Raw genomic sequence first — 26,788 nt, forward strand, 5'->3', positions numbered from 1 at the left:
TGCGGCATCAGCTCCATAGGCAGCGCGCCAACCCATACAGCCCTTCAGCCCCGGGCTCCGGAGCCCGCCCCTGCGGGAGCCCGCGCCCGCAGCCCTAGGCCGTGTCTTCAAAGGTTCACAACCACTGGAGTAGCGCGGCGATAGTGACGGTGGCCCGGTACGACGTCGCGGTCTTGTCGTAGCGGGTGGCGACGCTGCGGCACTGCTTGAGCCGGTTGAAGCAGCGCTCCACGACGTTGCGCCGCTTGTAGAGCTGCTTGTCGAACATCGGCGGTCGGCCGCCTCGGCTGCCGCGTCGGCGGCGGTTGGCCTGCTGGTCGGCGCGCTCAGGGATCGTGTGCCCGATGCCGCGCCGGCGCAGGTCAGCCCGGATGGCTTTCGAGCTGTAGCCCTTGTCGGCGATGACGTGGTCCGGGCGGACCCGAGGCCGGCCGGGACCTGGACGCTCGACGCGGATGGCGGCCATGACGTGGGTGAAGCGGGTGCAGTCGTTGACGTTGCCGCCGGAGAGCACGAACGCCAGGGTCCGACCCAGGCCGTCGCAGGCGAGGTGAATCTTGGTGGTCAGTCCACCTCGACTTCGACCGAGGGCGTGATCTTGTGGTTCGTCCGATTCTCGCCGCCCCCTTTAGCGCCGGCGGCGTGCTGGTGGGCTCGCACAATGGTCGAGTCGACCGACACCAGCCAGTCGATGTCCCCGGCGGCGTCCGCGTCGGCCTGGATCCCGGCGAGCATCCGCTCGAACGTGCCATCGAGAGCCCACCTGCGAAAACGCGTGTAGATCGACTGCCAGGAACCGTACCGGGCTGGCACATCCCGCCACGCCGCCCCGGCCCGGATCTTCCACACGATCCCGTTGAGCACCCGCCGGTCATCGGTCCGGGGCCGACCACCGGTTACTGCCGACGGCAGATACCTCGACAGGGCTTCCCACTCGACGTCAGACAACTCGTAGCGACGACCCACGCCCTACATCATCCGACATCAAGATCCTTTGAAGACACCGCCTAGTCGCCGGAGAAGCCCCAGAAGTAGATTTCCTCCGGCTTGCCCTCGGCGTCGTGCAGGACCGCGCACCGGCCGAACCATCTCTGCTCGGCCAGCCCTTCGATCGCGGGCAGGTGCTCGCGGGTCAGCCGCTCGGTGCCGGCATGGCGCATTGCCTCGGCAGCGCTCACCGGCTCGACAGTGCCGAATTCGGGCCGTTCGCCCTCGTCGAGGACTCGGTAGACGTCGAGGATGGAATGAGTGCCCGACTCCTGCACCCATTCATCGTTGAACAACTCTTTCATGGTGGCGGGACGGTTCGGATAGTCGCTCGCCGAGTTCGGGGTCTCACCCCGGGCCCACCAGTACTGGCCCTCGGCGAAGACAGTGTCCCGCAGGGCATCCAACGCCGCGTCCAGGTCTGGTTGGTACGAGACGACGTAGCTCCACCCGGATGCGCCCACCACTGCCTCTTTTCCCTCAACATGTCAACGGTGCCGGCACGGTAGCGGGCAGCACCGACATCGGTGAGATGGGACCGTGGTGGCTAGCCGTCGATGCGGATGATGTTGCGGATCTTGTTGGACGCGTCCAGGGCGGCGACCTTGTACGCCTCGGCCAGCGTCGGGTAGTTGAACACCGCGTCGACCAGGTAGTCGATAGTGCCGCCGCAGCCCATCACCGCCTGACCGATGTGGACGATCTCGGTGGCGGCGGTGCCGAACACGTGCACCCCGAGCAGTCGGCCGTCGTCGGGGGAGACGAGCAGCTTCAGCATGCCGTACGAGTCGCCCACGATCTGACCCCGGGCCAACTCGCGGTACCGGGCGATGCCCACCTCGAACGGTGTCGAACTCTCGGTCAGCTGCGCCTCGGTCTGCCCGACGAAGCTGATCTCCGGGATCGTGTAGATGCCGATCGGTTGCAGGCCGTGCATCTCCCGGATCGGCTCGCCGCAGGCGTGCTGCGCGGCCAGCCGGCCCTGCTCCATGGACGTGGACGCGAGCGCGGGAAAGCCGATCACGTCGCCGACGGCGTAGATGTTCTCCACCTGGGTGCGGTAGTTGGCGTCCACAGTGATCCGGCCGCGTCGGTCCGCCTCCAGCCCGGCCGCCTCCAACGCCAGGTCGTCGGTCTGGCCCTGCCGCCCGGCCGAGTACATCACCGTGTCGGCGACGATCTTCTTGCCGCTCTTGAGGATGCACAGCGCCGCCGTCTGGTGCTTCTCCACGGCGGCGACCTCCTCGCCGAAGCGGAACGCCACGGACAGGTCGCGCAGGTGGTACTTGAGTGACTCGACGACCTCGTCATCGCAGAAATCCAACATCCGCTCGCGGCGTTCCACCACGGTCACCTTGGTGCCGAGCGCGGCGAACATCGAGGCGTACTCCATGCCGATCACGCCGGCGCCGACCACGACCATGCTGCGGGGTACGGCCTGGAGGTTGATGACCCCGTCGGAGTCCACGATCGTCCGGTCGTCGAAGTCGACGCTGTCCGGGCGGGCCGGGCGGGTGCCCGCCGCAATGACGATCTTGTCGAAGGTCACCTTGGACTCGCGGCCGGAGCCGCCGTCCACCCAGATCGAGTGCGCGTCGGCGAAACGCCCGGTGCCGGTGATCATCGCGACCCGGTTGCGGGCCAGTTGATTGCGGATGACGTCGGTCTGCCTGGTGATCACGTGCTGGGTCCGGGCCGCCAGGTCGCTGACCGTGATCTCGTCCTTGACCCGGTAGCTGCTGCCGTACAGGTCCCGCTGACTCAGGCCGGTCAGGTAGAGCACTGCCTCGCGCAGGGTCTTGGAGGGCACGGTGCCGGTGTTTATGCACACCCCACCGATCATGTCGCGGCGGTCCACGATGCCGACCCGCCTGCCGAGCTTGGCGGCGGCGATCGCGGCCTTCTGACCGCTGGGTCCGGAGCCCAGCACCAACAGGTCGTAGTCATACACAGGCGTTAGCGTCGCAAGATGTCGCGGCCGGCGCCAGACCCCGGAGTCGAGCGTTATTCGTCTGCCACAGTGCAGAGGCCGCCGTTCAGCGTGATCTCCTCCGGCAGTTGCGTGCCGGAGGCGACGAGCCCCAGCGACACGGTGCCACCCGGCGGGATCACCGCGTTGCGACCGGTGTCGCGCACCCGCAGGTAGCTGTTGTTGACACGGTCGACGACCTTCGCGCCCCAGATGCCGTGGACCTGCTGGCTGGCCCAGAACCGCCACGTCATCGTCCACCCGTCGACCGCCGTGGTGCCGGTGTTCTCGACGACGAGACGCGCCACGAAGCCGTCCGACCACTGCCGCACGACGGATCGGACCGCGCAGCTCGGCGGCGGCAGGGTGGTCACCGTGACCGGTGCGGACAGGGGCGAAAGGTGTCCGACCTCGTCGCGGGCCTGCACCACGAAGGTGTACGTGGTGTTCGGCGCCAACCCGCTGATCTGGGCACTGTTCACGGGCGGGTACTGGTAGACCTCACGGACCCGGGTGAGAGTGCCGTCGGCGTCGACCCGGAACACCTCGTACCGATCCAGCACGACGTTCTCGACCGAGGGGGCTCAGCGAAGCCACACCACCGTGGCGCCGACGTCGTACGCCACCGGTTGACCCGGCGCGCTCGGCGGTTGGTCGTCTCCCGGTGGCATGGTCAGCCGCAGGGTCGGGTTGGACACTGAGCTGTTGCCGGCCGCGTCCAGCGCCCACACCGAGAAGGTGTACGTGCGCGACGGCCGCGGACCACGCCCACGTTGTCGGTCGAGGCCGCCCAGGTCAGCTCGACCGAGGTGGTGTCGATGGCGACGACAGTGATCGGGCCGGGTGCGGTGTCCCGTCAGCCGACGAGGCGGCGTTCCCAGGCCCAGGCGGCGATCTCGACCCGGTTGCGGGCCTTGAGTTTCATCTGCACGCTCGCCAGGTGGGTCTTGACAGTGCCCACGGCGATGAAGAGCTGGGTGGCGATCTCGGCGTTGGTCAGGCCGCGGGCGACGAGCTTTACGACGTCGAGTTCCCGGGGCGACAGGCCACCGTCGTCGCGCGCCGGAGCCGGCGAGCTGAGGTGCGCCAAGAGCCGTACCGTGATCGAGGGGCTGATCAGCGCGTCGCCGGACACGGCCGCGCGGACCGCCTCCACCAGCAGGGCCGGGCCGGAATCCTTGAGCAGAAAGCCGCACGCGCCGTTGGAGAGCGCGGTGTGCACGTACTCGTCGAGGTCGAAGGTCGTCACGACGACCACTCGGATCGGGTCGGCGACGCCCGGCCCCGCGAGCAGCCGCAGTGCCTCAAGACCGTCGAGGCGGGGCATCCGGATGTCCAGCAGCACCACGTCCGGGCGCAGTCGTCGGGCCAGTTCGACGGCCTGGACGCCGTCGGCGGCCTCGCCGACCACCTCCATGTCCGACTGGGCTCCAATGATCATGCCGAAGCCGGTCCGGACCATGGCCTGGTCGTCGGCGATCAGCACCCGGATCACCGCGTCACCGCCACCTGGAGCGGGAACGCCGCGTCGAGCACCCAGCCACCGGCGACGCCGGGCCCGGCGGTGATCGTGCCGCCGAGGGCGCGTACCCGCTCGGTGAGGCCGATCAGGCCGAAGCCGTGCCCGCGGGCCGGCGCGGTCCGCGGCGACGCGCCGTCGTCGGCGACGCGGACCAGCAGCCAGTCCGGGGTACGCCGCACGGCCACGGTCACGGACCGCGCGTCCGGCGCGTGCTGGCGGGTGTTGGTGAGCCCCTCCATCACCACCCGGTACGCCGACGTCGAGACCTCCACCGGCAGTCCGTTCAGGTCGCCGTCGACGTGCAGTCGTGCCGGCGCGTTCGCCGCGCCGTTGAACCCGGTCAGCAGCGGCTCCAGTTCGGTCAACCCGGCCAGTGGAGCCAGCGGCGCGTCCGGCGGGGCGTCCGGGTTGCGCAGGATGCCGACCATCCGCCGCATCGAAGCCATCGTCTCCGCGCCGGCCCGCTCGATCTGCTCCAGGGCGACGATCACCCGTCGCGGGTCCTGCTCGGCGACGAACCGGGCACCCTGTGCCTGCACCACGATGCCGGTGACGTGGTGGGCGATGAAGTCGTGCAGATCCCGGGCGAACTCGGCACGTTGCTCGGCCCGGACCAGCGCGATGGCCCGCTCCCGGCCGGCGGCCACGATGCGCAGGTAGAGCCCCACCCCGGCGGCGCCGGCCGCGGCCAGCACCTGGAGCAGGCCGAAGATCACCAACAGGCTCTCGGTGCCGACGCGCAGCGGCATCGCGGCGACGGCGAGCCCGGCGGCCACCGCGGCCCACGGGACGAGCCGCGGCGCGCCCCAGCGGGCCACCACGAAGACCACGCCGATCAGCCCTGCCGACTCGGCGAGGCCCCAGGTGCGGGCGAGCAGGATGCCGCCGCCTCCGGAGAGGAGCACCACCCCTGCGGTCACGGCCAGTGAGGCGCTGGCGAGTGCCAGTGCGGCCAGCGGCAGCCGGCGGGAGCCCAGCCGGTGCACCGGCAGCCACAGCGGCACCGTCGCCACCGCCAACCCCATCGGCACCAGGAGCAGGAGAGTACCGATGCCGGAGTCATCCGCCGTGCTGGCCGCAAAGTCGAAGAGGGCGAGCAGGCCGAAGGCCACCAGCCCGGCCGCCTGGGCCAGGCGTACCCACAGTCGTCGAAGATCCGGCGTGCTCATGGTGACCCAGCGTAGCCAGCCGGGTGGAGGTGGCGGATCGGCCAAAAGGCAGACCCGGCACCGGCGATACCCGGCCCCGGGCCGATGCGAACACCCGCCGGCGGCGGCGACGCTTTCCGGGTCACCACGCAGCCACTGGAGGAACGATGACAACCCACGCCCCGCCGGAGACCAGCCACGCCGCGGTCGCCGCGGTCGACCTGGTGAAGGTGTACGGCAGCGGCGACACCGCCGTCCGTGCCCTGGACGGGGTCTCGGTCGACTTCGGCCGGGCCGAGTTCACCGCGATCATGGGCTCGTCCGGGTCCGGCAAGTCGACCCTGATGCACTGCCTCGCCGGCCTCGACACGGCCACCTCCGGTCGCGTCCTGCTCGGCGGCACGGAGCTGACCGGCCAGTCGGACCGGACGCTGACCCGGGTACGCCGGGAGCGGATCGGGTTCGTCTTCCAGTCCTTCAACCTGCTGCCGCAGCTCACCGCCGCACAGAACATCACGCTGCCGCTGGACCTCGCCGGTCGGCAGCCCGACGCTGAACTCCTCGCGCACCTGGTGCGGGTGCTGGGCCTCGGCGATCGCCTGGACCACCGGCCCAGCGAGCTGTCCGGCGGCCAGCAGCAGCGGGTGGCGCTGGCCCGGGCGCTGGTGGCGCGGCCCGAGGTGGTCTTCGCCGACGAGCCGACCGGCAACCTCGACTCCCGCTCCGGCGCGGAGGTGCTCACCATCCTGCGCGACTCGGTGCGCGACCTCGGTCAGACCGTCGTCATGGTCACCCACGACCCGATCGCCGCAGCGTACGCCGACCGGGTGGTGCTGCTCGCCGACGGGCGGCTGGCCGGCGAGATCGACAAGCCGAACCAGGTGTCGGTCACCGACGCCCTGCGTGACCTGGCGGCCCGCCGATGAGGGCGACAGTGTTGCGTACCCAGACGACCGCCGCGGCCCGGCGGCCCGGCCGGCTGATCCTGACCGGCCTGGCGATCCTGGTCGCGTCGTTCGTCGTCTTCGGCACCGTGCTGGTGCAGCAGATCACCGAACGGACCGTGCGGGACAACCTGAGCGGCACCCCGTCCGTCACCGAACTGGTGATCGGCAGCGTCGACGTGCCGCCACCCACAGTGATCGACGTGCGGCAGATCCGGGCCGTGCCGGGGGTGGCCGAGGCGGTGGCCCGGGTCTCGACCGGGGTCTCCATCGGCGAGGGGTACCTCAACCTCCAGTCCGATCCGGGCACCGGCCCGCTGAGCACGGTCCGAGTCATCGAGGGCAGCTACCCGGATCAGCCCGGCGAGATCGCGATCACGCCGCGCACCGCCGAACGGCTCGGGCTCTCGGTCGGCACCACCACCAGCGGCACGGGCGGTGAACTCACCACGCCCGCCCCACTCACCGTGACCGGCGTGGTGGAGACCAGCGCCGACGCCGGCTACGACGCGTACGCCCCGGACAGCGCCCTGATCGCCTGGGCGCGCCTGACGACTGTGGAGCGCGTCGACGTGCGGGTGGCGCCCGGCGCCTCGACCGACGCGGTCCGTCAACGGGTGACCGCAGCGGTCGCCGGCCAGCCGATCCGCTCCGGCGCCGAGGTGCGCGAGGCCGAGGCCCAGGCGGCGGCCCAACAGGTCGGGAGACTCTTCATCCTGGTCGGCATGTTCGTCTCCATCGCTGTCGTCGCGGCCGCGCTGGTGGTCACCTCGACCTTCCGCATCGTCTTCGCGCAGCGGATGCGGCAGCTCGCGCTGCTGCGGGCGGTCGGTGCGAGTCGGGCCACACTGGTCGCGGCCTTGACCGCCGAGGGAGCCCTGACCGGGCTGGTCGCCGGCGTCGTCGGGGTCGCCAGCGCCCTCACCCTCGGGTACGCGCTGCCGGCGATCATGCGCGCCGCCGGCCACGCGGTCTCCTCGCCGGGCCTGCCACTGGTGGAGGCGGTCACTGTGGTGATCGGCGCCGTCGTGATCACCGTGCTGGCCGTGCTGGCACCGGCGCTGTCGGCCGCCCGGGTCTCCCCGCTGGAGGCACTGCGGGCGGCGAGCGTCACCGCCGGCCGTCGCGGCATCGGCCTGCTGCGTCTGGTCTTCGGGCTGCTCCTGGCCGTCGGCGCGATCCTGGCGGCGGTCGGGACGATCAGCCAGTTGCCGAAGCCGGAGCAGTCGGACTACGACCCGTCGATACCGCTGCTCCTGCTGGTCGGGTCCGGCGCGTTGGCGTTCTTCGCGCTGGTGGCTCTCGGCCCGCTACTGGTGCGCCCGGTGCTGGCCGTTGTGGGTTGGCCGCTGCGCCAGCTCGGGCCGGTCGGGCGGATGTCGGTCGGCGGGATCGGCGGGACGCCGCGCCGCGCCGCCGCGGTCTCCGTCGTGGTCGCCCTGGGCGTGACCCTGATCTCAGGGGTGGTCATCGGCGGCGCGTCCTTGCAGATTCTCGCCGACCGCGAGATGGCGCTCTCGGCCCCTACCGACTTCGAGGTCACCAGCAACGGTGGGACGCTGCCGCCGGCCGTCGTGACCCGGGCCGAGGCGGCACACGGCGCGCTGGCGAATGTGGTGCCGTACCGGATGGTCGGCGACGTCACGCTGCTGCGCGGCGGCGACAAGCTCGGCGACGTCGAGTCCGGTTATCCGACCAGCGACCTGGACCTGGGCGCGTTGCCGAGCACCGGTGCCCTGGACGTGGCCCAGGGCACCCTGGCCGATCGTGGCCCCGGCCGGATCGTGCTCAACAGCTGGGTCGCGCGGGACGCGGGTCTGCGGGCCGGCGACACGGTCACGCTCGCCGTCGCCACCGGCAGTGTCGACGTGCGGGTGGCAGCGGTCCTGCCCGGCGACGGGCCGCTGCACGCCGGCATTCTCGCCGATCCGGCCGACCTGGACCGGCTCGGTGTGCCGGCCGCGTACACCGGTCTGCTGGCCGACGCGGCCGGGGCCGGCGAGGACGGTCGTACCGCCGGCGTGCGGGCGCTGCGGCAGGCGATCGGGGGCAGCGACGGGGTGGGCCTCGCGGTGCTCGCCGACGAACGGGACCGCAACGACGCGTTGGTGCGCACCCTGGTCTGGATCGCTGTCGGTCTGGTCAGCCTGACCGTGCTGATCGCTGTGGTCGGCGTGGGCTCCACGACCGCGCTCTCGGTGGTGGAGCGGGTACGCGAGTCCGGGTTGCTCCGGGCGATCGGGCTGTCCCGGCCCGGTCTGCGCACCATGCTGACCGTCGAGTCCGGCCTGTACGGGGTGATCGGCGCGACCATCGGCCTGGTGCTCGGCATTCCGTACGCCTGGTTGGCGGTCCAGACCCTCGGGATCGAGGCGCCGCTGACCGCGCCGGTGCTGCCGTTGGCCGGGCTCTTCGTGGTGCTGGTCGGGCTGACCGCGCTGGCCGGGGTGCTACCGGCCCGTCGGGCGTCGCGGGTCAGCCCGGTGGAGGCGCTGGGGGCCGACAACTGAGCACCGCCGTGGGGTGACGCCGCGCCTTCGGCGCCACCCCACGGCAGCATGGTCAGTTGGGGTTGTTGGCGTGGGTCAGCGTCTCCCAGGCGACGAAGAGGTTGTTGGTTCCGGCCGGACGTTGTTGCAGCGTGAGGGTCTGGGTGTTGGTCATGACGTTGCCCAGCCGGGTGCTCATCGCGTTGAAGCCGACCTCGGTGATCGGCCCGAGGCCCCGGGTGAGGCTGCCACCGCAGAGCCAGGAGGGCGGCGCCTCGCCGAGCTGGTAGCGCGAGTGGAATCCCAGCGCCTGACGCAGCCGCTCACCGACCTGTGGGTACAGGTCCCGTCCCTGGATCCGGGAGGTCTCCGCGACGTGTGAGATGGCGGAGATCCCGTATCCGGTGTGGACGAAGTCGCGGCAGGTTTCCTGCGCGAGGCCGGCGACGAAGGTGGACTGACCCTGCCAGTAGCCGATGATCTCCGCGCTGGTGTCCAGGCCGCTGCCGGGCATCGTGTACGGCAACGCGCCATCGCTGGGCAGGTAGACGAAGGCCCGGGTGCGGTTGAGGAAGCGGCTGACCGCCGCGTCGTAGGCGGACCGGTCCTCCAGGAAGACCGAGATGCCGACGGCGGCCTCCATCATTGTCAGTTCCCAGTTGCCGTTGCTGTTCGAGCCGTTGCGCACCACCGGCAGGTAGACGTTGCGCAGCATGGTGGCGAAGCGGTTGGCGTTGGGCCAACTCGTGTACGTGTACTTGATGATCTCGGCGGCCCGGGGCCAGACCGAGGCGGCCCAGCCCGTCTGCAGTGGGGCGTTGCTGCCGGTGTGGGCGGTGATGGTGGCCGACCACGCATCCATGATCTGGATCGACTTCTGCGCGTACCGGGCGTCGCCGGTGACGTACCAGGCGAGCGCGTCGGTGTACGCCGCGATCGCGTCCTCCCGCTCGTCGGTGCAGCCGTTGTTCGGGTTGGAGTAGGAACCGCACTCGACCACCGAACGGGGCGCCGGTGTGCGCGACAGGGAGGCGTACCGGCTGCTCATCATCTGGTTGTAGGCCGCCGCCCACGGCTGTGCGCCGGCCTGCACCCGGCCGCGGACGAAGTCGAGCTGGCCTCGGCTGACCAGCACGCCGGGGTGGGTGAAACCACCGGAGGGCGGTGGTGTGCCGCCGCCGGTGGGCAGCGCCCAGGTCTGGTTGGCGGTGCCGGTGCAGCTCCAGATCTGCAGCGGGGTGCCGTCGGCCGAGCTGGGACCGGTCGCGTCGAGGCACTTGCCCGAGGTCGGGTTGACCAGTTGTCCGGCGCTGGGCGACCACTGCTGCGCTCCGGTGCCGTTGCAGTCGTAGATCTGCACCCGGGCACCGTTGGCGGTGCTGGCGGCGGCGATGTCGAGACACTTGCCCAGCGCTCGGATCGTGCCGTCGTCGGCCACCGTCCACTGTTGCGCGGTGGAGCCGTTGCAGGTGAAGAGCTGCACCGGTGTGTTGTTGGCCGGGTTCGCGGCGGCCACGTCGACGCACTTGCCGCCGTACCCGGTGATGGCGCCGGTCGCGGCTGCGATGGCGGGCGATGCGCCGACGACCAGGCCGGTCGGTACGGCGAGCAGGGCCGCGGCGAGCGCGGAGGTCAGTCTGATGCGGGGGCGGCGGGGCAGGAGCCCGGCCGATCGTCGCGCCATGTGGGGGTCCTTCCGGGGCGGCGAAACAACTGTAAAGTGTGTTAATCATTACAGTCATACACACCGATATCAATGTCTTCGTCGCCACGGATGCCGTTACGGGTGCATGGACGCGCCCTTGAGTACCTTGTCCACCACGTTGCGCGGCGCGTGCAGGGCCAGGCCCACCAGGTCGAGCTTCTCCCGTCCGACCGCCCGAACGGCGGCGCGGTTGTCCCGGTCGTTGCCGGTGGCGAACAACTCGGCGGTGAAGATCGCCAGCCGCAGGCCACGGGCGAGGGCGCGCGAGTGCGCGCCGACCAAGGTTGCCCGGTCCCCGGCGAAGACCAGCACCGGCTGGCCGAACATCGGCAGGTAGCTGGTGCCGTCCGCGTCGCGGTACTCCTCGCCGACCAGCTCCGGCAGCGTGCTCGCGATGCCGCTGACCAGGAAAGCGGTAATGTTCAGCCGTTGCCAGCTCGCCAGGTCGTTGCGGAGCAGTACGGCGATCTTGGTGGGAAAGCGGATCGGTTCGGTCATGGCGTCGAGCCTGCCCGCCCCGACGCCCACCGGTCTTGTACGTTCTTAGCGTGGACACCCGCCCGGCGGGCTCGCACGTCAGCGCGTGGCGACCCGCGGTAGCCGGGGTCGCCGAGGTCTTCCACGCCCATTTCGTCGATCACGCCTACCCCCGGCACATCCACGAGGTGTGGACGCTGTTGATCGTCGACGACGGCGCGGTCCGCTTCGACCTGGACCGGCACCGGCACGGCGCGCTGCGCACGTCGGTCACCCTGCTGCCGCCGTACGTGCCGCACGACGGCAGCTCCGCCACACCCGACGGCTTCCGCAAGCGGGTCCTGTACCTCGACACCTCGGCGCTCGACGCCGAGCTGGTCGGCCGGGCCGTCGACGAGCCGGACCTGGCCGATCCGCAGCTGCGCGATCGGGTCCACCACCTGCACCAGGTGCTCGCCGCACCCGGTGACGAGTTCGAGGCCGAGAGCCGGCTCGCGTTCATCCTGGACCGGCTCCGCCGCCAGCTCCGCCAGCGCTCCCCGGCCGCTGTCCAGCCTCCCGGACGCGGCCTCGCGGTGCGACTACGGGAGCTGCTGGACGCCCGGACCGTCGAGGGCGTCACGCTGGGGGAGGCCGCGGAGCTGCTGCACGCCCACCCGACCCACCTGGTCCGGACGTTCACGCAGGTGCACGGCGTGCCACCGCACACGTACCTGACCGGCCGTCGGGTCGACCTGGCGCGTCGCCTGCTCCTCGCCGGGCAGCGGCCCGTCGAGACCGCCGTCGCGGCCGGGTTCTTCGACCAGGCGCACCTGACCCGCCACTTTCGGCGCTACCTGGGCGTCAGCCCGGCCCGTTACCCCCGCCCGAGCTGAGTGGGGTCAGACGCGCTGGCCGCCGATGACGGCGAGCAGGCGCAGCTTCTCGTCACTCGGCGACCCGGGTACGGCGGTGAAGACCAACAGTGTCTGTGACTGGTCGGGATCCACCAGCGTCTGGCAGTGCAACTCCAACGCCCCGACCTCCGGGTGGACGAAGTGCTTGGGCGGGCAGTAGCCGGCGGGCACCGGGTGCTCCCGCCACAGTTGCGCGAACTCCGGGCTCCTGGCCAGCAGGTCGTCGACGAGCGCGGCGGCCCGCGAGCCGCGCCCGTCGCGGCTGTAGGAGGCATGCAGGTGTGCCACGAGGAGTCGACTCTGCGTCTCGTGGTCCTGCACCGGGTGCAGCTGCCGTGCCGTCGGGTCGGTGAACCAGCGGTGGTGCGCGCTGCGCGCCAACCCGCTGTACCGGGTCTCGTCACCGAGCAGGGCGACAGCCGGCGCGGTCTGCGCCAGGGTCTCGCCGAGGTGGTTCACCACCTGGGCGGGAGTGTCGTGCATCCGGTCGAGAATGCGCATCATCCCCGGGTTGACGTGGTCGGCCCGGACCGCGCGGTGTGGGACGGCGTGACCGGCGAGCTGGAACAGGTGGTCCCGTTCGGCGAGGGAGAGCCGCAGGCCCCGGGCCAGGGCGGCGAGCATCTGCTCCGACGGGTGCGGCCCGCGCTGCTGCTCCAACCGGCTGTAGTAGTCGGTGGACATTCCGCTCAACGTGGCGACTTCCTCGCGCCGCAGCCCTCCGGTGCGCCGGCGCGGGCCCCGGGGCAACCCGACGTCCTCGGGCTGGAGCGCCTCTCGGCGGGTGCGCAGGAAGCTGGCGAGTTGGGCGCGGTCCACGGTTTCTCCGATCACTGCATGCCGGCTGTCGACCGGCGCATCGAGTGCAACAGGGGAGACCCGGCAGGGTGTTCCGCCTCCCGGGCCGTCCCGTGCCGTCAGCGCTGGATGGACTTGGTCTCCAGGAACTCCTCCAGCCCGAAGCGGCCGAACTCGCGGCCGTTGCCGGAGTGCTTGTAGCCGCCGAACGGGGCGAGCGGGTTCCAGTGGCCGGCGTTCACGTCGACCTGGCCAACGCGCAGCCGCCGGGCGATCGCCAGCGCGTGCTCCGGCTCACCGAAGACGCCGCTGGTCAGGCCGTACAGCGTGCCGTTGGCGATGGCCACGGCCTCCTCCTCGTCGGCGTAGGGGATGATCGTCAGCACCGGGCCGAAGATCTCCTCCTGGGCGATCGCGGAGGCCGGGTCGACGTCGGCGAAGATCGTCGGCTGGACGTAGGCCCCGACGGTCAGCCCCTCGGGCCGCTGCGGGCCGCCGAACACGAGCCGGGCGCCGTCGGTGATGCCCCGCTCGATGTAGCCGACGACCTTCTGCCGGTGGGCCTCGGAGGCCATCGGGCCGATCCGGGTGGCCTCGTCGCCCGGGTCGCCGACGGTGTACTGCTTCGCGGCCTCGACGGCCAACGCCACGGCCTCGTCCTGCCGGGAGGCGGGCACCAGCATCCGCGGCCACGCGCCGCAGACCTGACCGCCGTTGCTGAACGCCATCATGAGACCCCGCTCGACAGCGGCGGGCAGGTCGGCGTCGTCGAGGATGATGTTCGCGCCCTTGCCACCCAGCTCCAGCGCGACCCGCTTGACGGTCGCCGCGGCCACCGCGGAGATCCGCTGCCCCGCCCGGGTGGAGCCGGTGAACGAGATCATGTCGATGTCCGGGTGGGCGGAGATCGCCTCACCGACGGTCGCGCCGGTGCCGTAGACGACGTTGAAGACACCCGCCGGTACGCCGGCCTCGGCGGCGGCCTCGGCGAGGACGCGCGCGGTCAGCGGGGCGTTCTCGGACGGCTTGAAGACCATCGTGTTGCCGGCGAGCAGGGCCGGCGCCAGCTTGGAGACGATCTGCTGAAGCGGGAAGTTCCACGGCGTGATCGCGCCGACCACGCCGATCGGCTCGCGGACGATCAGCGAGTTGCCGACCTCCTCGGCCCAGGCGAAGTCGTCGGCCAGACCGGCGACGGACTCGACCACAGCGGCCGGGAACGCGACCTGGGCGGTGCGGGACATACCGATCGGAGAGCCCATCTCGGCGGTGATCGCCTGGGCGATCTCCTCCGTGCGGGCGGCCAGGCCGGCGCCGAGGCGGCGCAGCACGTCCGCCCGGTGCTGCGGCGTGGTCGCCGACCAGGCCGCAAAGGCGGCTCGGGCGGCGGCGACGGCGCTGTCGACGTCGTCGGCGGTGCCGGCCGGGGTCTCGGCGACGACCTCGCCGGTGGCTGGGTTCACGACGGGAAGGGTGCCGGCGGAGCCGGTGACGGTCTCGCCACCGATCCAGTGGCCGGCGACGGTGTAGGTGGAAGGTGCCATGGACCGACCGTCGCACCGCTGCCGAACCCCAACCAGGTGCGGTTTATCCACGGTTCCGCGATCCCTGGCTGGGGCCCGGCCCCCTCAGAGCGCGAGGACGATCCGGCCGGCTGTGGTGCCGGCGCCCTGCCGGGCCCAGGCGTCCGCGACGGCGTCGAACGGCACTGTCTCGTGGTCGACGGTGAGCCGGCCGGCCGCCGCGTGCCCGGCCACCACTGTCAGCGCCGCGGCCCGCTCGCCGGCCGACAACCCGTTGTTCGTGTAGCCGACCATCCGCAGTGCGCCGCTGCGCAGCACGGCGGACTCGATGGGTGCTGTCGCGCCGGCCGCGCTACCCAGGTTGACCAGCCGCCCACCCGGGCGCAGCACCCGCAGCGCCGCCGCTGCCGGGACACCGAAGACCGGGTCGAGGACGAGGTCGACCGGCCCGTCGGCGGCGTGGCGCAGCCGGTCGGCCACCGACACGACATCGTCGTCGGGGAGCAGCGGGACCGAGACGGCGGCACCGAGCTTCTCGGCTCGGGCCCGCGCCGCGGCGGACCGGGCGACGGCGATGACCCGGCGGGCGCCGCCGAGCAGGGCGAGCTGGACGGCGGCCTGACCGACCACACCCCCGGCGCCGAGCACGATGACCTGTTCGCCGGCCGCCAGGCCGCCGGCGTGGGTCAGCGCCGCGTGCGCGGCGACCGCGGAGAGGCCGAGGGCCGCGAGCAGGGTCAGCGGTACGCCGGCCGGCAGCGCCACCACGTCGACGGTGGGGACTGTGACAGTGGTCGCCATGCTGCCGTCGACACCGGAGCGCATCCCGGCCGACGTGCCGAACCAGACCGCTGTGCCGTCGGCGAGCCGACCGACCCCCTGCACACCCGGCACGTACGGGGTGCTCGGCGGCCCGAAGTAGCTGGTGCCGCTGGCGCAGAGCACGTCCAGCGGGGTGATCGGCACGGCCTCGACGGTGACCGCCACCGCGCCGTCGGCCGGCACCGGCGCCGGCCGCTCGGCGATCGTCGGTGCGACGCCGCAGGTGGTGAGCACTGCCGCGCGGATCACGTCGCGATGTCCGGGTAGGGCATCGAGAAGTGGGCCAGCCGCGCGCCGTACGACTTCTGGTATTCCAGCGGCTCGGTGTTGTCCCGCTCGAAGAGGGCGATGAAGAGGGTCAGGGTGAGGAACGGGTGCGCGCCCAGCTCGAAGAGCTTCACGTGGTCGTGGGTGGCCAACGCCTCGCGTTCCACGTCGTCGAAGCGCAGCCAGGTGCTCGCCTCGCCGGTGTGGCAGTTCAGCACCGTGTTGGCGCACTCGGCCTCCCACCAGGCGACCAGCTCACCCGGCTCGCTGCGGTAGCGCTCGACCAGCTCAGGATCCCGGTCGACCATGAAGAGGAACTTGTTCAGCAGATACTTGCTCACGTCGGCGCTCCGTTCGGGTACCAGGTGAAGTACGCCTCCATGGTGTGGAACAGATCGAGGGTGTCCACGTAGTCGGCCTTCACGCCGGCGCCGGCCACGCCCATCATCAGCATGAAGTCCATGAAGCCGTGGGTGGCGTTGCCCGGTGAGTGCAGGCTGTCCAGGGTGACCTCGCGCAGGCACTCGTCCAGGTCGCCGTTGGCGATCCACTCGACGGCCCGCTGGTCGAACTCCGGGTCCGGGCCGTGCGGGCCGAACTGCCGGGGGCCGCCCAGCTCCAGCGAGAGGTGGCCGGTGCCGATGACCGCCACCCGCAGGTGCGACGGCCACGACTCGACGATGTCGCGGATGCTCTGGCCGAGTTGGACGAAGCGCTTCGGCTGTGGCAGCGGCGGCGCGAAGATGTTCGTGTAGATCGGCACGATCGGCAGGTCGGCTTCGGGCCGCAGCGTGATGATCGGGCAGGTGATGCTGTGGTCGATGCGCAGCTCGTTGCTGAACGCGAGGTCGAAGCCGGCGTCGAGCCCGGCCCGCAGGATGTGGCCGGACAGGTCCTCCTGGCCCTTGAGCAGCATCCGGGGCAGCCCGAACTCGCGCTCCTCGTTGTACCAGTTGGCGTCGTAGTGGGGCGCCTTGCCGACCAGGAACTGCGGCATGTTGTCCAGCCAGAGCTGGTGGAAGTGGTCGGAGCCGACCATCACCAGCACGTCGGGTCGGGCCCGGGTCAACGTTTCCCGGAACGCCAGGATCTTGCGGGTCCACTCGTCGGCGAACGGTGGCCGGTCCTCGCCGGTGGCGGTGCTGGCCCGGTAGTAGAAGGGGTGGTGGGTGGAGGCGATGACCGCGACGATGGAGGCCATTCCCGCTCCTTTCGGGGGTGGAGGAGGAGATCAGGGTTCGTAGACGGCGTTGCGGTCGACGGTGCGGTAGATGTCCATGCCGAGCGGTCGTCGTCGCTCCTCGGCGAGGTGCCCGAGCAGCCCCGCCGCGCGGGCCAGCAGGGCGAAACCGCGCAGCATCTCGACCGGTAGCCCGAGGTCGGCGAGGGCCGCCCCGCAGACTCCGGCGCCGTTGAGTGGCAGGGTGCGGCCGAGCACCTGCGGGTGTACGCGTCCGATCGCCTCGAACAGCCGCAGGTGCGGGCCGTGCGAGCCTTCCTCGGTGGCGATCCTGATCAGCACGGGGGTGCGCGGGTCCTGCTCCTTGTGCACGGGGTGCCCGAGCCCGGGGACCAGTCGACGCTCCCGTTTGGCCCGGGTGACCGCGTCGAGCGCCACCGCGTCGTAGTCGGTCACCTCGCCGGCCTGGGCGAGCGTGTCGGTGAGGAAGCGTCCACAGTCCTCGGTGACGCCGAGGAAGCGGGAGCCGCCGCCGAGTAGGCCGGCGGCGAGTGCGCCCTGCAACGACTCGGGCGCGGACAGGTACGTCAGCCGGGCGGCGATCGCCGTCGGGGTGAAGCCGTGGTCGGCGAGGGCCACCAGCACCGCCTCGAAGACCCGCACCTCACCAGGGGTGGGGCGGCGGCCGGCGACCAGCCAGTACGCCAGCTCGCCGAAGCCCACGGTGCCCATCAGGTCGGCGGCCAGGTCCTGCCCGAGCAGGGAGATGGTGGTCGGGTCGGAGGTGCCGATCCCGGTGGGGAAGCTCAGTTCTTCAGCCATGCGCGGATCTCCTCGCCGTGTTCGTCCAGCCCCGGCGGCGGCAGCTCGTACCGGGCCGGGGTGTCGGAGAAGGTGATGGGGTTGCGGACACCGGGCGCGTCTCCGACGGTGACGACCGGGTCGAGCCCCAGCTCCTCGGCGAGCGCCACACCACCGTCGATGGTGTTGATCGGCGCGCACGGGACGCCGGCGGCGAGCAGGTCCCGGAACCACTCGTCCTTGGTCCGCTTGGCGAGGCGTTCGACAAGCAGGGGCCGCAACTGTTCGCGGTTGGCCGTGCGGTCCTGGTTGCGCCCGAAGCGCGGGTCGTCCGGCAGGCCGGGCAGGTCGAGCACCTGGCAGAGCTTGCGGAACTGCCCGTCGTTGCCGGCGATGACGATCAGCTCGCCGTCGGCGGTGGGCAGTGGCTCGTACGGGAAGAGGCTGGGGTGCGCGTTTCCCATCCGGAACGGGACGGTGCCGCCGGCGACGTAGCCGCTGGAGTGGTTGACCAACCCGGACAGGGCGGAGCTGAGCAGGTTGACCTCGACGTGTTGGCCTCGTCCGGTCTCGCCACGGTGGTGCAGCGCGGCGAGGATGCCGATGCTGGCGTGCAGCCCGGCCATCACGTCGAAGACCGAGATGCCGGCCCGGTACGGCGAGCCGTCCGGGTCGCCGGTGAGGCTCATCAGGCCCGAGATGGCCTGCACCATGAGGTCGTAGCCGGGGAAGTCCCTACCGGCGCCGGTGCCGAAGCCGCTGATGCTCGCGTACACGATCTTGTCGTTGGTCGCGGTGACGGTGTCGTAGTCGAGGCCGAACCGGGCGAGGCCACCGGGCCGGAAGTTCTCGATCAGCACGTCGGCGCGGCGGGCCAACTCCTGCGCGGCGGCCAGGTCGTCGGGTTTCCTCAGGTCCAGGGCGACCGACCGCTTGTTGCGGTTGATGCCGAGGTAGTAGGTCGAGACCCCGTCGCGGGTGGGCGGCATCCAGGTGCGGGTGTCGTCGCCACCGGGGCTCTCAACTTTGATCACCTGGGCGCCCAGGTCGGCCAGGAGCATCGTCGCGTACGGCCCGGCGAGGATCCGGGAGAAGTCCGCGACGAGCAGGCCGGCCAGGGGGCCTGTCGAATGCTGCACCATGTTTCCGCCCGTTCTGCGGACACCTGTCCGCCGAGACAGCTTGCGATACCGCACGGTGCGTGTCAACGGTGCGTCTATCGAAAGGGATCGCACTCTTGACACGTTTCGTGACCGGGACCACACTTGCGCCACTCGGGCTGGCCGCACAGCGGACAACAGTCCGGATTCCCCTCGTACTCCGAAAGGAGGGTGGCGAATGAGCGCAACTGACCGGCCGGTGGTCTTCCGTAACGGCCTGGTTCTCACCATGGACGACGCGCGCACGGTGCTGCCCGGCGCCGACGTGCTGGTCATCGGCGGCCGGATCGCGCAGGTCGGCGTCGGCCTCACCGCACCCGACGACGCCCTGGAGATCGACGCCACCGACGGCATCCTCATGCCCGGCATGGTCGACACCCACCGGCACCTGTGGCAGACCGCGATGCGCGGGTACGGCGCCGACTGGACCCTGACCCAGTACTTCGTCTGGTACTACCTCGAGTCGGGCAAGCTGTTCCGGCCCGAGGACGTCTACGCCGGCAACCTGCTCGGCGCGATCGAGGCGATCGACGCCGGCGTCACCACCACTGTCGACTGGTCACACGGGTTGCAGACACCCGAGCACGCCGACGCCGCCGTGGACGCCCTGGAGGCGGTCGACGGACGGTTCGTGCTCGCCTACGGCAACATCCAGCAGGGGCCGTGGGAGTGGGCCACCTCGCCGGAGTTCCGCGACTTCCACCGCCGCCGCATCGACGGTGGCAAGCTGGCCGGCTTCCAGTTGGCGTTCGACGTCACCGGCGACCCCGCCTTTCCGGAACGGGCCGCGTTCGAGGTGGCCCGGGAGTTGGGCGTCGCGGTGACCACCCACGCGGGCGTGTGGGGCGCCACCAACGACGACGGCATCCGGCTCATGCACGAGAACGGCTTCATGAACCCGTCGACCGTGTACGTGCACGCGGCGACGCTCACCCAGGACTCGTACAACCGGATCGCCGCGACCGGCGGCTCGGTCTCCGTCTCGACCGAGAGTGAGCAGAGCGCCGGCCAGGGTTACCCACCCACCTGGCAGTTGCGCCACCACGACATCCCGGTGTCACTGTCGATGGACACCAGCGTGTGGTGGAGCGGCGACCTCTTCTCCGCGATGCGGAGCACGCTCGGAGCCGACCGCTCCCGGGAGCACCTGGAGGCGCACGCCAAGCAGGAGACCATCACCCACTGCCACCTGCGCGCCGAGCAGGTCGTCGAGTGGGCCACCCGAGGCGGCGCCCGCGCGCTCGGCATGGACGCCACCATCGGCGCGCTCACCCCCGGCCGCCAGGCCGACGTCGTCCTGATCAAGAACGACGCCTCGCCGGCGATGTTCCCGATCCTGAACCCGCACGGTCACGTCGTCTTCCAGGCCCAGCGTGCCGATGTGCACACGGTGCTGGTGGGTGGCCGGGTCGTGAAGCGGGACGGTCGCCTCGTCGGCGTCGACCTCGCCGCCGCGCGGGCCAGGGCGGCCGCGACCATCGAGCACCTGCGCGAGACGATGGGGGAGGAGGCGTGGCAGCGGGGAATGAACCCGGACGTCCCCGAGACCGCGATCCTGGAGAACCCGTACCAGTACACCGAGTGGGACGCCGGGTCGGCGCAATGGAAGCATTAAGGACATGAGTGACAACGGAAGGGGCGCCGGGCCCGACTTCATCGAGGCTCTCGCCCGTGGCCTCGACGTCCTGCGCTCCTTCCGTCCCGCCTGCCCCTCGATGACGCTCAGCGAGCTCGCCGCCGCCACCGGCCTGGCCCGCCCCACCGTCCGGCGCATCCTCATCACGCTCGAATCGCTGGGCTACGTCCGCGCGGTCGGCCGCGGCCACACCCTCACCCCGCGCGTCCTGGAGCTGGGGATGGCGTACGTCAACGCGCTGAACATGTGGGACGTCGCCCGGCCGCACATGGAGAAGCTCGTGGCGCAGACCAACGAGTCGACCTCGATGGCCCAGCTCGACGGCAGCGACATCGTCTACGTCGCCCGGGTGGCCGTCCCCAAGATCGTCACCCTGGGCGTCACCATCGGCACCCGCTTTCCGGCATCCGCGACGTCGATGGGCAAGGTGCTGCTCGCGGCCCTCCCACCGGACACGCTGGCGACCGTCCTCGCCGAGCCCAGCCGCTCCGGCATCACGGCGCGCTGGCAGCCCGCGCCGGGTGAGCTCGACGCCGTGCTGCGCGAGGTCCGGGCAAAGGGCTGGGCGCTCGCCGACCAGGACCTGGCGCCGGGGATCCGGTCCGTCGCCACCGGCGTACGCGACGGCGACGGGCGGGTCGTCGCCGCCATCAACGTGACAGTGCACGCCGCCGAGACCTCGCTGGAGACCCTGCGCGAGGAGCACCTTCCGAGGTTGCTGCGCGCGGCCGCCGACATCGGGCACGACTGGGCGCTCACCGCCGCCGTGCCGGTGGTCACCGCCTAGGGCCGCGACCTACTGATCCTGAGCTTCGCGCGTCGTCCGGGACAACGGGGACACCCAACCGGATGCCATAGTGCCGCGATGAAGGCGGATCTGCACAGTTACTTGAAGGGCGGCCGCGAGTCGCTGCTGTGGAAGCTCGACGGGCTCGGCGAATATGACATCCGGCGTCCGTTGACCCCGACCGCGACCAACTTGCTCGGTCTGGTGAAGCACTCGGCGGCCATGGAGATCCTCTACTTCGGCGTCGTGTTCGGCCGACCGTTCGAGCAGGAGCTGCCCTATGTGGGCGACGGGGCGGAGACCAATGGCGACATGTGGGCGAGCGCTGATGAGACCCGCGAGGAGATCGTCGCACTGTACCGTCGCGCGATCGCCCACGCCGACACCACCATCGATGCCCTTGCACTGCATGAGGTAGGCCACGTGCCATGGTGGGGCGATGCGGCGGTCACGCTGCACCACGTCCTGGTCCACGTCATCGCGGAAACCCAACGGCACGCCGGCCACGCCGACATCGTGCGTGAACTCATCGACGGCACGGCCGGGCTGCTGCCCAGGAACGACAACCTGCCCCCCGTGGACGAGTCATGGTGGCTGGACCACCGCCAGCGAGTGGAGCAGGCTGCCCTCGACGCCAGCAAGCGCAGCAACTAGCTCTCTGCCGGTCATGGCGGCCAGGTCACCGGCTTGCCGCCTGGGCGGGGCTGGCGTGGATCGATCATGATGACTGAAAGTGTCGTACGCCTGTTCTAGATTCGGGTCGTGGTCGAAGAGTTGACGCAGGCAGAGGGCGCCATCGCGGCCTGCGCCGATACGCCCACGTGGGCACGACACGAGGACGAGTTGATCGCCGCACTCGACACCGCGTACCGCATCGAGCAGCGGCTCGCAGCGGTGAAACTGGCTCTGATCCGTGAGCTCGACGGCCGCGGCGTCCCTACCGCGCAGGGCGCCTCCTCCACAGCGGTCTGGCTCCGCGAACGCTTACGCCTCACCATCCCGGCCGCCCGCCGCCTCGTCGACCTCGCCGAGGTTCTGGAAACCGGCAACCCTGGGGTACGCCACGCACTGGCCAATGGCCACATCGCCGTCGACCAGGCCCGGGTCATCGCCGACACGGTCGACAGCGTGCAGACCACCGCCGGTCCCGAGGTTGCCCAGAAGGCCCTCGGCGTGCTCATCGAGTGGGCCGGGCAATTCGATCCCACCCTCTTACGCAAACTCAGCACCCGCATCCTCGCCCACGTCGCACCCGACATCGCCGACGCCGCCGCCCAAGCAGCCCTGGACGCCGAAGCCCGCCGTGCCACCCGCGACCGCCACCTCACCCTCTCCACCCTCAGCGACGGCCGCCTGCGACTCACCGGCATCCTCGACACCGAGACCGCTGGGCTGTTCCGTGCCGCCATCGACCCGCTCAGCGCACCGTCGGGCCCTGACGACCAGCGCTCTCCCGGGCAACGCCGGCACGACGCTCTCAGCGACGTGTGCCGCCTCGCCCTGCGCACCGGCGAGTTGCCCGAGCACAGTGGTGATCCCGCCCAGATCGTCGTCACCACCAGCTACGACGGGTTGACCCGGCAATTGGGCAGCGGTGCCCTCGACTCCGGCCTGCGCCTCACCCCCGAGGCCGTGCGCCGCCTCGCCTGCGACGCCGCCATCCTCCCCGCAGTCCTCAGCGGAGCCGGCCAACCACTCGATCTTGGCCGACAACGTCGTCTCATCACCGGCTCCCTCCGGCGAGCTCTGGTGCTGCGGGACGGGGGCTGCGCCTTCCCGGGCTGCGACCGACCACCGCGCTGGTGCGACGCCCACCACATCAAGCACTGGGCCGACGGCGGCGATACCAGCCTCGCCAACGCCGTCCTGCTCTGCGGCCACCACCACCGGCACCTGCACCACAGCGACTGGGCGGTGCGACTGGCAGGCGACGGCCACCCCGAGTTCGTGCCACCGGCCTGGCTCGACCCCGAACAGGTTCCCCGCCGCAACCACTACCACCGACGGACGTGAGCATCACTAGCACACAACGATCACCCCGGTCAGCAGGCCGTTCGTGGCCAGCCCCACACGCCCCACGGCCAGTGGGCCAATGGAGTGCCCAGCCCAGCACGGCCCCACGCCCGCGGGTCCACCGACGCGGAGGGAGACGCGCAACGCAGGGCCCGGCACGCAGCTCCGCCGCGATCTCGTACCCGACTCCCTCGTTCGTGCCGGGGCCAGCGCGATTCTCGGCTCGACCTCGCCGCTGTGCCGTGGGTGGACGCGCTAACCCTCACGACGGTGATCGCTTGGCCGCCGCACAGCCGACCCCCCGGGCCGCACTGGGCGAAACACCTGGCTCGCGGCTCTGCCGGCTGATTGCCACCCCGACGTCCGGCGACAGTCGCACGGCCGATCGGATACGTGGCCGGGCCGTCACGAAATCCGGCGGCGAATCGTCACAGCTGGCGGTTAGTCTTCCTCCGCGCGCCGTCGTCCTGGCACGTCGCGCCCCGCGCCCGGTTGGCGCGGCATCGCCGCCACCGCCCACTGTCGGCCGGCTCAATCGACTTCAGGAGAGTTAGTGACACAGCAATCCCTCGCGACATCGGACAAACTCGACGCCGCGGTGCTCAAGGTGGCGGGCGTCGTCGTCCTTGGCGCGATCATGTCGATCCTCGACGTAACTGTGGTCAGCGTGGCGCTGCCCACATTCCAGAGCGAGTTCGACGCGTCCTACGCCCGCGTGGCCTGGACCATGACCGCCTACACCCTCGCGCTCGCCACCGTGATCCCGCTCAGCGGGTGGGCGGCGGACCGGTTCGGCACCAAACGGCTCTACATGGTGGCGCTGGCCCTGTTCACGATCGGGTCGGGGCTCTGCGCCATGGCCGACACGATCGGCGAGCTGATCGGCTACCGGGTCCTGCAGGGCCTCGGTGGCGGCATGCTCATGCCGCTGGGCATGACCATCATGACCCGGGCGGCTGGGCCGCACCGGATCGGCCGGCTGATGGCCGTCCTCGGCATCCCGATGCTGCTGGGGCCGATCGGCGGCCCGATCCTCGGTGGTTGGCTGATCGACACCGCGAGCTGGCACTGGATCTTCCTGATCAACCTGCCGATCGGTCTGATCGCCCTGATCTACGCGCAGGTAGCGCTGCCGAAGGACGCGCCCGAGCCGTCAGAGTCGTTCGACTTCGTCGGCATGCTCATGCTCTCGCCGGGCCTCGCGCTCTTCCTCTACGGCGTCTCGTCCCTGCCGGAGGCGGGCACCTTCGCCGAGGCCAAGGTCTGGGCCCCGATGTTGGTCGGCGGCGCGCTGGTGGTGGCGTTCGTGCTCTACTCGTTCAAGCCCCGGCACCCGCTGCTCGACCTGCGGCTGTTCCGCAACCGCAGCCTGACCATCGCGTCGGTGACGATGTTCGTGTTCATCATCGCGTTCATGGGCGCCGGCCTGCTGTTCCCGAGCTACTTCCTGCAGGTGCGCGGTGAGTCGACGCTGGCCGCCGGTCTGCTGATGGCGCCGCAGGGCATCGGCGCGATGATCACCATGCCGATCGCCGGCACGCTGGCCGACCGGGTGCCGATCGGGCGTACCGTCCCGTTCGCGCTGGGTCTCATCGTCGTCGGGTTCTTCGGTTTCACCCAGGTCGACCCGCAGACCTCGTACTGGCTGCTCGGTGGGTCGTTGTTCGTGATGGGTCTGGGCATGGGCGGCACGATGATGCCGATCATGACGTCGGCGCTGCGGACGTTGTCGGCCAACGACGTGGCTCGCGGCTCGACGCTGGTCAACATCCTCCAGCAGATCGGCGGCTCGGTCGGCGCCGCCGTGATGTCGGTGATCCTCACCAACGAGCTGAACGGCTCCCGGCCGATCCCCGGCCTGGTGGACGAGAGCGGCAAGCCGGTCACCGAGGCCGGGCTGGCCATCGCCGCCCAGCAGCGGCCGGAGCTGCTCCAGCAGATGCCGGTCGACCCGTCGATCATCGAGCGTGGGCTGGACTTCGCCGCCAAGTCGTTCGCGACCACGTTCTGGGTCGCGTTCGCGCTGGTCGTGCTCACGATCATCCCGGCGGCGTTCCTGCCGCGCCGACGTCAGCCGGCGCAGCTCGACGACCCGCAGGGCGAGCAGGTCAGGACGCCCGTCGTCATCCACTGACCGACCCCGCCGCGCCCGGCACCCCGTGAGGTGCCGGGCGCGGCGGTTCGGCGTCAGCGCAACGGACCGTCGCCGGGCCCGTCCGGGTCCTCGACCACGTGGACCGCCGCTTCCTCCGCGCTGGCGGCACCCGCGTCGATGCCGGCATCCCACGCCACCGACTCGGCCTCGTCGTCCTCGCGGACGCCCTCGTCGTAGGCGACGAGACGGCCGGCGCGCGCCTCCGCCTCGTACCCCCGACGGGTCAGCTCGTCCTCGTCGTCGCCACCCTCGGCGTACGGGTCGACATCTGGCACCTCCTGGGCGAGGTGTTGCGCCAGGGACTCGCCCGCGCGTTCCTCGGCCGGCGTGGTGCCGAACCGGTTTGCCGCCGTCCAGTGGTCCTCGGCGATGATGCCGGTGTCGAGGGGGTCGCCGACCCGGTCGTCGTCGAGGGTGTCGGAGGCGTCCAGGACCCCGTCGTCCTCGGCGACGTTCCACTCGTCGACGGAATCCATCCGTTCGGTCTGGCTCACGGCGGTCTCCTCTTCGTCACGGTGCAGCAAAGCGCTCAGCCTATGACCATGCAACGCGTCCGCCCGCCGAGGTCTGCCCGCTGTGACGAACGGACCTCGGGACGGGCGGTGCCACTGTGGGTCACCGCTTCAGCAGCTCCGCCACGGCGTCGGTGAACTCCACCGGCTGCTCGATGTGCGCGAAGTGTCCGCTTCGCTCCAGCGTCACCAGCCGCGAGTCCGGAAGCCCCGCGTGCAACTGCTCGGCCCAGCGAGGGCCACAGATGAAGTCGTACGCCCCGACGATCACCACGACGGGCACGGTGATCTCACCGAGGTTCTCCCGCACGTCGAAGGGCGTGGGGTCCTGCGCGCCGGCCGGCGTCGCCCAGATCCGGACGGCCGCCTGAAACGGGGCGAACTCGTCCTGTCGGCCCCAGAAGTCCGCGAAGTAAACCGGCAGGGCGGCGCGCAGAGCGGCCCCCAACGACTCGTCGTCCGTCGCGCCGCCGATCTGCGCGAAGGCAGCCGGGACCGCTGCCGCCTCCGGCCGGTCCGGGTGCCGCTGCGGGTAGGCGGCGAGGCCGGCTATGGCCTCGCCCCAGAACTCGGCGCCGGTGACGGGCGAGGTGTCGTACAGGGCGAGGCCGGAGATCCGGTCCGGGTGGGCGAGCGCGTACCGCTGGACGACGAAACCGCCGTGCGAGTGCCCGAGGAGGTACACCCGGGGTTCGCCGAGGTGCTCGACGACGGCGTGCAGGAACCGGACATACGTGTCGAGACGGTAGTTGTCGGGGTTGTCGAGCTGCCCCGACGCGCCAGTGCCCACCGGCTCGACGTAGACCATTGTGAAGTGCGTCTCAAGGCTGGGCGTCCGCAGGTAGGCCCACTCGATGCCCGGGCCGCCGGAGTGCGCCACGCAGACCGGACCGGTGCCGGCGACGTGGTAGACCTGCCGAACGCCATCCACTGTGAACGTGTGGGCGCCGGGTGCGAGGGCGCTGGCGTCGTGGCTGGTGAAACCCATGAACTATCT

General features: G+C 71.0%; 25 protein-coding genes and 1 pseudogene. 8 read left to right on the forward strand and 18 right to left on the reverse strand.

What is annotated here, in order from left to right; translation table 11 throughout:
* Positions 1 to 115 precede the first annotated feature (115 nt).
* From KBX08_RS18110 to KBX08_RS18140, 7 genes and pseudogenes are all read right to left on the reverse strand, one after another.
* Positions 116 to 966 (reverse strand): annotated as a pseudogene (locus KBX08_RS18110) (IS5 family transposase).
* Positions 967 to 1,007: 41 nt separating this feature from the next.
* Positions 1,008 to 1,451 (reverse strand): hypothetical protein, encoded by a 444-nt coding sequence (locus KBX08_RS18115; RefSeq protein ID WP_210784648.1) that lies wholly within the window; start codon positions 1,449 to 1,451, stop codon positions 1,008 to 1,010.
* 83 nt (positions 1,452 to 1,534) lie between these two features.
* Positions 1,535 to 2,938, reverse strand: coding sequence for a Si-specific NAD(P)(+) transhydrogenase (gene sthA / locus KBX08_RS18120; RefSeq protein WP_210784649.1), 1,404 nt, complete (start codon positions 2,936 to 2,938; stop codon positions 1,535 to 1,537).
* 53 nt (positions 2,939 to 2,991) lie between these two features.
* Positions 2,992 to 3,519 (reverse strand): cellulose binding domain-containing protein, encoded by a 528-nt coding sequence (locus tag KBX08_RS18125; RefSeq protein ID WP_210784650.1) that lies wholly within the window; start codon positions 3,517 to 3,519, stop codon positions 2,992 to 2,994.
* Between the two features lie 21 nt (positions 3,520 to 3,540).
* A complete protein-coding gene (locus tag KBX08_RS18130; protein ID WP_210784651.1) occupies positions 3,541 to 3,687 on the reverse strand; it encodes a hypothetical protein in 147 nt (48 codons plus the stop codon).
* A 125-nt stretch (positions 3,688 to 3,812) separates the two neighbouring features.
* A complete protein-coding gene (locus tag KBX08_RS18135) occupies positions 3,813 to 4,451 on the reverse strand; it encodes a response regulator transcription factor (protein ID WP_210784652.1) in 639 nt (212 codons plus the stop codon).
* The gene (locus KBX08_RS18140; RefSeq protein ID WP_210784653.1) at positions 4,448 to 5,647 is read right to left on the reverse strand and encodes a sensor histidine kinase; all 1,200 of its coding nucleotides are present in this window, start codon (positions 5,645 to 5,647) and stop codon (positions 4,448 to 4,450) included. The genes KBX08_RS18135 and KBX08_RS18140 overlap by 4 nt, the downstream gene beginning before the upstream one ends.
* A 146-nt stretch (positions 5,648 to 5,793) precedes the next feature.
* Here KBX08_RS18140 and KBX08_RS18145 point away from each other — a divergent pair, with 146 nt between their 5' ends.
* Together KBX08_RS18145 and KBX08_RS18150 are read left to right on the forward strand one after the other, a co-directional pair.
* Positions 5,794 to 6,552: an ABC transporter ATP-binding protein gene (locus KBX08_RS18145; protein WP_210784654.1), complete on the forward strand. Its 759-nt coding sequence runs from the start codon at positions 5,794 to 5,796 to the stop codon at positions 6,550 to 6,552.
* An 8-nt stretch (positions 6,553 to 6,560) separates the two neighbouring features.
* A complete protein-coding gene (locus KBX08_RS18150; protein ID WP_307850576.1) occupies positions 6,561 to 9,080 on the forward strand; it encodes an ABC transporter permease in 2,520 nt (839 codons plus the stop codon).
* 52 nt (positions 9,081 to 9,132) lie between these two features.
* Here KBX08_RS18150 and KBX08_RS18155 read toward each other — a convergent pair whose 3' ends face one another.
* Both KBX08_RS18155 and KBX08_RS18165 read right to left on the reverse strand, forming a co-directional pair.
* Positions 9,133 to 10,743 carry a ricin-type beta-trefoil lectin domain protein gene (locus KBX08_RS18155; protein WP_247669608.1) on the reverse strand — a complete coding sequence of 537 codons (1,611 nt, stop codon included), beginning with the start codon at positions 10,741 to 10,743 and terminating at the stop codon, positions 9,133 to 9,135.
* Between the two features lie 96 nt (positions 10,744 to 10,839).
* A complete protein-coding gene (locus KBX08_RS18165) occupies positions 10,840 to 11,262 on the reverse strand; it encodes a DUF2000 domain-containing protein (RefSeq protein WP_210784656.1) in 423 nt (140 codons plus the stop codon).
* Between the two features lie 50 nt (positions 11,263 to 11,312).
* Between KBX08_RS18165 and KBX08_RS18170 the strand changes: the two genes are divergently transcribed.
* Positions 11,313 to 12,116 (forward strand): AraC family transcriptional regulator, encoded by an 804-nt coding sequence (locus KBX08_RS18170; RefSeq protein ID WP_210784657.1) that lies wholly within the window; start codon positions 11,313 to 11,315, stop codon positions 12,114 to 12,116.
* Positions 12,117 to 12,122: 6 nt separating this feature from the next.
* On the opposite strand, the gene KBX08_RS18175 is transcribed toward KBX08_RS18170, so the two are convergent.
* The 7 genes from KBX08_RS18175 to KBX08_RS18205 all read right to left on the reverse strand — a co-directional run bounded on the left by KBX08_RS18175 (position 12,123) and on the right by KBX08_RS18205 (position 18,670).
* Positions 12,123 to 12,956 (reverse strand): helix-turn-helix transcriptional regulator, encoded by an 834-nt coding sequence (locus KBX08_RS18175; RefSeq protein ID WP_210784658.1) that lies wholly within the window; start codon positions 12,954 to 12,956, stop codon positions 12,123 to 12,125.
* Between the two features lie 98 nt (positions 12,957 to 13,054).
* Positions 13,055 to 14,479 (reverse strand): aldehyde dehydrogenase family protein, encoded by a 1,425-nt coding sequence (locus tag KBX08_RS18180; RefSeq protein ID WP_210784659.1) that lies wholly within the window; start codon positions 14,477 to 14,479, stop codon positions 13,055 to 13,057.
* A gap of 84 nt (positions 14,480 to 14,563) precedes the next feature.
* On the reverse strand, positions 14,564 to 15,529 hold the full coding sequence (locus KBX08_RS18185; protein WP_210784660.1) for a zinc-binding alcohol dehydrogenase family protein: 966 nt from the start codon (positions 15,527 to 15,529) through the stop codon (positions 14,564 to 14,566).
* The gene (locus KBX08_RS18190) at positions 15,526 to 15,888 is read right to left on the reverse strand and encodes a hypothetical protein (RefSeq protein ID WP_210784661.1); all 363 of its coding nucleotides are present in this window, start codon (positions 15,886 to 15,888) and stop codon (positions 15,526 to 15,528) included. The genes KBX08_RS18185 and KBX08_RS18190 overlap by 4 nt, the downstream gene beginning before the upstream one ends.
* Complete coding sequence (locus KBX08_RS18195) at positions 15,885 to 16,748, reverse strand: extradiol ring-cleavage dioxygenase (protein WP_210784662.1); 864 nt, start codon at positions 16,746 to 16,748, stop codon at positions 15,885 to 15,887. The genes KBX08_RS18190 and KBX08_RS18195 overlap by 4 nt, the downstream gene beginning before the upstream one ends.
* Positions 16,749 to 16,778: 30 nt before the next feature.
* Positions 16,779 to 17,549, reverse strand: a complete 771-nt coding sequence (locus tag KBX08_RS18200; RefSeq protein ID WP_210784663.1) for a citryl-CoA lyase — start codon at positions 17,547 to 17,549, stop codon at positions 16,779 to 16,781.
* Positions 17,534 to 18,670, reverse strand: coding sequence for a CaiB/BaiF CoA-transferase family protein (locus KBX08_RS18205; protein ID WP_210784664.1), 1,137 nt, complete (start codon positions 18,668 to 18,670; stop codon positions 17,534 to 17,536). The genes KBX08_RS18200 and KBX08_RS18205 overlap by 16 nt, the downstream gene beginning before the upstream one ends.
* Positions 18,671 to 18,866: 196 nt before the next feature.
* Here KBX08_RS18205 and KBX08_RS18210 point away from each other — a divergent pair, with 196 nt between their 5' ends.
* The 5 genes from KBX08_RS18210 to KBX08_RS18230 all read left to right on the forward strand — a co-directional run bounded on the left by KBX08_RS18210 (position 18,867) and on the right by KBX08_RS18230 (position 25,258).
* Positions 18,867 to 20,303: an amidohydrolase family protein gene (locus KBX08_RS18210; protein ID WP_210784665.1), complete on the forward strand. Its 1,437-nt coding sequence runs from the start codon at positions 18,867 to 18,869 to the stop codon at positions 20,301 to 20,303.
* A gap of 4 nt (positions 20,304 to 20,307) precedes the next feature.
* Entirely contained in the window at positions 20,308 to 21,111 is an 804-nt protein-coding gene (locus KBX08_RS18215) for an IclR family transcriptional regulator C-terminal domain-containing protein (protein ID WP_210784666.1), read from the forward strand.
* A 78-nt stretch (positions 21,112 to 21,189) separates the two neighbouring features.
* Positions 21,190 to 21,765, forward strand: coding sequence for a DinB family protein (locus tag KBX08_RS18220; protein ID WP_210784667.1), 576 nt, complete (start codon positions 21,190 to 21,192; stop codon positions 21,763 to 21,765).
* Positions 21,766 to 21,873: 108 nt separating this feature from the next.
* Positions 21,874 to 23,124 carry an HNH endonuclease signature motif containing protein gene (locus KBX08_RS18225; protein ID WP_210784668.1) on the forward strand — a complete coding sequence of 417 codons (1,251 nt, stop codon included), beginning with the start codon at positions 21,874 to 21,876 and terminating at the stop codon, positions 23,122 to 23,124.
* Between the two features lie 553 nt (positions 23,125 to 23,677).
* Entirely contained in the window at positions 23,678 to 25,258 is a 1,581-nt protein-coding gene (locus KBX08_RS18230; RefSeq protein ID WP_210784669.1) for a DHA2 family efflux MFS transporter permease subunit, read from the forward strand.
* A gap of 53 nt (positions 25,259 to 25,311) precedes the next feature.
* On the opposite strand, the gene KBX08_RS18235 is transcribed toward KBX08_RS18230, so the two are convergent.
* Together KBX08_RS18235 and KBX08_RS18240 are read right to left on the reverse strand one after the other, a co-directional pair.
* Positions 25,312 to 25,773: a DUF5709 domain-containing protein gene (locus KBX08_RS18235; protein ID WP_210784670.1), complete on the reverse strand. Its 462-nt coding sequence runs from the start codon at positions 25,771 to 25,773 to the stop codon at positions 25,312 to 25,314.
* 121 nt (positions 25,774 to 25,894) lie between these two features.
* Positions 25,895 to 26,779 (reverse strand): alpha/beta fold hydrolase, encoded by an 885-nt coding sequence (locus tag KBX08_RS18240; RefSeq protein ID WP_210784671.1) that lies wholly within the window; start codon positions 26,777 to 26,779, stop codon positions 25,895 to 25,897.
* Between the last annotated feature and the right edge of the window lie 9 nt (positions 26,780 to 26,788).

This window comes from Micromonospora sp. H61 (genome assembly GCF_018070325.1).
In the GTDB taxonomy this organism is placed as follows: domain Bacteria; phylum Actinomycetota; class Actinomycetes; order Mycobacteriales; family Micromonosporaceae; genus Micromonospora; species Micromonospora salmantinae.